The sequence below is a fragment of the Thiocapsa sp. genome (assembly GCF_035467215.1).
Lineage (GTDB): Bacteria > Pseudomonadota > Gammaproteobacteria > Chromatiales > Chromatiaceae > Thiocapsa.
In genome coordinates this window covers 1-4,451 of record NZ_DATITZ010000364.1, presented here as the reverse complement: position 1 = coordinate 4,451, position 4,451 = coordinate 1, and the positions used below count along the sequence as shown (strand labels likewise).

The window sequence follows — 4,451 nt, the reverse complement described above, 5'->3', positions numbered from 1 at the left end:
GCGCTGCGGCGCGGAGCCGGTCATGATGCTCCCCACGCCCGGCCTGCGTGTGGCCTTGGTCACGACACACTTGCCGCTGCGCGATGTGAGTGCCGCCATCACCCCGGAGCACCTCACCGACGTCATCCGGATCCTCCACCGGGATCTGTCGAGCCGATTCGGGATCCCCGAGCCGCGCATCCTGGTCTGCGGCCTGAACCCGCATGCCGGCGAAGGCGGCCACCTGGGACGCGAGGAGATCGAGGTGATCGAGCCCGTCCTCAACGCACTGCGGGGGCTGGGATGGCATCTGATCGGGCCTTTGCCGGCGGACACCGCCTTCGTCCCCGACAAGCTCGCCGTCGCCGACGCGGTCTTGGCCATGTACCACGATCAGGGATTGCCGGTGCTCAAGCACCTGGGCTTCGGTCAGGCGGTGAACATCACGCTCGGCCTGCCGATCATCCGCACCTCGGTGGATCACGGCACCGCACTGGATCTGGCCGGAACGGATCGGGCGGATCTCGGGAGCCTCAGGGCCGCTTTGGGCATGGCCCGATTTTTGGTCGGGCCCTCGCGCTAAGGCGACTTCCGGAAACCAGCACATCCCGACCGTAGATGCCCGCAAGGCTGTAGGTGCGAATTCATTCGCACGACCGTGGCGGTAACGTCGCCGAGCGCATCGCGGGCGAGACCGGGGTTTGTGCGAATCAATTCGCACCTACAGGTTGGTTGTGTGGAACCGCGTCGTCAGGAGTGCCGATGATCGTTGCGACCCGTCGACGCGCCCGGGCGCCGCCCTCAGGGCGGCGGAATCACATCGGGGAGCAGGCGCGCGAACTCCTTCCTCACCACCTCGTAACACTCGCACACCCGCGCTTCCAGGCCAGGGCGATCCAGCACGGTGATCCGGCCCCGACTGTAGTCGATCAGCCCGGCCCGCTGCAGGCTTCCGGCCGCCTCGGTCACGCCCTCGCGCCGAACACCCAGCATGTTGGCGATCAGCTCCTGGGTCATGTGCAGCTCGTTGGAAGGCAGACGATCGAGACTGAGCAGCAGCCAACGACATAGCTGCTGATCCACCGTGTGATGACGATTGCAGACGGCGGTCTGTGCCATTTGGGTCAGCAGCGCCAGTGTGTAGCGCAGCAACAGCGGCGGCAGGACCCCTTCGCGACGCCCTCCGGTACGCGTAAATTCCTGCTTGAGCAGGGGTCCGCTGAGCCGATACGCCTCCCCGGCACTCTGCACCACGGCACGATTCGGCATGGTCTCCCCGCCCATGAAGAGTGCGATGCCGACGATGCCGTCGTTGCCGACCACGGCGATCTCCGCGGATGCGCCATTCTCCATGACGTAGAGGAGCGACACGATGGCGGTGGTCGGAAAATAGACGTGATTCAACTTACCCCCGGACTCGTGGATCGTCTGCCCCAGGTCCAGTTGGACCAGCTCCAAACCCGGCAGGAGCTTGCAATACTCGGGCTCGGGCAACGCGGCGAGCAGATGGTTCAGGCGCGGGCTCGGTGCGGCGATGGGCATGAGAGCTCTCCGGCGGCTTCGCTCTTGATCAACGAAAAACAATAGCACGGCATGCTCGGTATCGCCTCCCTATGTGCGATCCCGAACAGAGCGATTCCGATCTCTCCGCTACACTTGATCACTGACCCAGCGGAGACAAACCATGACCAAGACGAGGACCGGGGGCGACGCCACGAACATCCCTGCGTCAGCCGTCGCGCCGCAGGAGATCGCCGAGACGTCGTCGGCAACCACCGACGCGAAGGCGTCCGCAGAGCCGTCGTCGCTACCGGCACCGCCGAGCCCGTCCGCCACGACCCAGGACCCGAATGCCACGGGGCCGCCGCCCGAGCGGAGCGCCGCCAAGCCCTTCCCCATCGTCGGCATCGGCGCCTCCGCCGGCGGCTTGGCCGCGTTCGAGGCATTCTTCTCGGCCATTCCGCGCGATATCGAGACCGGCATGGCCTTCGTGCTGGTGCAGCATCTCGCGCCGGACCACAAGAGCATCCTGACCGAGCTGGTCAAGCGCTACACCCGCATGCAGGTCCGGGAGGTCGAGGACGGCATGCGGGTCGAGTCGGACTGTGCCTACATCATCCCGCCCAGCCACGACATGGCGCTGTTCAACGGCACGCTGCGCCTGCTCGAGCCCACCGCACCGCGCGGGCTGCGCCTGCCGATCGACTTCTTCTTCCGCTCCCTCGCCCAAGACCAACATGAGCGTGCCATCTGTGTCGTGCTCTCGGGCACCGGCAGCGACGGCACCCTGGGCGCGCGGGCGATCAAGGGCGAAGGCGGCCTGGTCATTGCCCAATCGCCCGAGACGGCGGCCTACGACGGCATGCCGCGCAGCCTCATCGCCGGCGGCCATGCCGATTACGTCCTGCCCCCGGCGGAGATGCCGGCGCACCTCATCGCCTATGCCGCACAGGCCTTCGGCAAGAGATCCCGGCCGGTCGCCCCGTCGGCCACCTCCGAGGATGCCCTGACCAAGATCTGCATCCTGCTGCGCGACAAGACGCGCCATGATTTCTCCCAGTACAAGGAGACCACCCTGCGGCGTCGGATCGAACGGCGCATGGCACTGCATCGGATCGATCGCCAGAGCGACTATGTCGGCTACCTGCGCCAGGACCCGGCGGAGATCGAGGCCCTGTTCGGCGACCTGTTGATCGGCGTCACCAACTTCTTCCGCGATCCCGATGCCTTCGCCGCCCTCGAGGAGGAGGTCATTCCGCGTCTGTTCTTCGGCAAGCCTGCGGGCGCGACCGTACGCGTCTGGGTCTGCGGGTGCTCGACCGGGGAGGAGGCGTACTCCATCGCCATCCTGCTGCGCGAGCATCTGGAAACCCTCAAGCAGGCCTACAAGGTGCAGGTCTTCGCGACCGACATCGATCCACGCGCCATCGAGCAGGCCCGCACCGGTCTCTATCCGAGCAGCATCTCGGCCGACGTCTCCGCGGCGCGGCTGGCGCGCTTCTTCTCGGAGGACCCGCAGGGGGGCTACCGCGTTCAAAAGGTGGTGCGGGATCTCCTGGTGTTCTCCGAGCAGGACCTGGTGCAGGACCCGCCCTTCTCCCGGATGGATCTCATCAGCTGCCGCAACCTGCTGATCTATCTCAACGGCGATCTGCAAGCGCGCCTGATCGCGCTCTTTCACTACGCCCTGAGTCCGAACGGCGTGCTCTTTCTGGGTAACTCGGAGACCGTCGGCGAGGTCCCGACCCTGTTCGCGCCGCTCAACCGCAAATGGAAGCTCTACAGCCGTCTGGAGCGACCACGCGGCGCCTTCGTCCCGACCACCTTCATGCGCGAGCCCCCGCCGGCGTCGACCGGCGACCGGCAACCCTTGCCGCACGCCGCAGCAGGTCGGAACAAGGGTAAGCTCGATCTGCGCGCACTCACCGAGCAAGCCCTGCTGCGTCACGGCGACCCGGTCGGTATCCTCGTCAACGGCCGCGGCGAGATCCTCCATATCTACGGTCGCACCGGGCAGTATCTGGAGCCCGCCCCCGGCGATGCCGCCATGAACATCTTCGCGATGGCGCGCGAGGGCTTGCGACGCGATCTGACGACCGCGCTGCACCACGCCGTCACGCACCGCGAGCCGGTCCGTCGCACGGGGCTGCGGGTAAAGACCAACGGCGACTTCAGCCACATCGATCTGACGGTGCGCCCGGAGCAGACGCATCTGGACGGGATCCTGTTGACGGACTTCTACCTGATCGTCCTGGAGACGGCCACACCGGAGCCGACCGCGCAGGGTACGGCCGCGCCGGAAACCGCCGATGCCAACCCGGAGCCGAACGCACGAATCGCCGAGCTGGAGCTCGAGCTGCGTGCGAAGGAAGAATATCTGCAATCCACGCGTGAAGAGATGGAGACCTCCAACGAGGAGCTGAAATCCACCAACGAGGAGATGCAGTCCGTCAACGAGGAGATCCAATCCACCAACGAGGAACTGGAGACCTCCAAGGAGGAGCTGCAATCGGTCAACGAGGAGCTGGCCACCGTCAACGCCGAGCTCCAGACCAAGGTCGCCGACCTCTCGCGCGCCAACAACGACATGAACAACCTGCTCGCCGGCACGGGCGTGGCGACGCTGTTCGTCGACCACCAGCTGCGCATCACCCGCTTCACGCCGACGGCGACCCGCCTGATCAAGTTGATCCAGACCGACATCGGGCGACCGGTCGGCGACATCGTCTCCAACCTGGTCGACTACACCGATCTCACGGACGACGTGCGGGCCGTTCTGAGCGACCTGCTGCCCCGCGAGCATGAGGTTCAGACCCGGCAGGGCGCCTGGTTCCTGATGCGGATCGGACCCTATCGCACCCTGGAGAACGTCATCGAGGGCGCCGTCATCACCTTCGTGGACATCTCCGAGCGCAAACGCAGCGAGGACGCAGTCCGCGCGGCCCGCGCCTTCGCCGAAGCGATCGTGGATG

General features: G+C 66.2%; 3 protein-coding genes. 2 read left to right on the top strand and 1 reads right to left on the bottom strand.

The window, feature by feature from the left end; genetic code table 11:
- A partial coding sequence (locus VLR48_RS19675) for a PdxA family dehydrogenase (RefSeq protein ID WP_325293403.1) occupies nt 1–562 on the top strand: 562 nt, incomplete at its 5' end.
- A gap of 218 nt (nt 563–780) precedes the next feature.
- Here the strand turns inward: VLR48_RS19675 and VLR48_RS19670 are convergent.
- The gene (locus tag VLR48_RS19670) at nt 781–1,521 is read right to left on the bottom strand and encodes a Crp/Fnr family transcriptional regulator (protein WP_325293402.1); all 741 of its coding nucleotides are present in this window, start codon (nt 1,519–1,521) and stop codon (nt 781–783) included.
- Nucleotides 1,522–1,663: 142 nt separating this feature from the next.
- Between VLR48_RS19670 and VLR48_RS19665 the strand changes: the two genes are divergently transcribed.
- The coding region (locus VLR48_RS19665; RefSeq protein WP_325293401.1) for a chemotaxis protein CheB at nt 1,664–4,451 on the top strand (2,788 nt) is incomplete at its 3' end.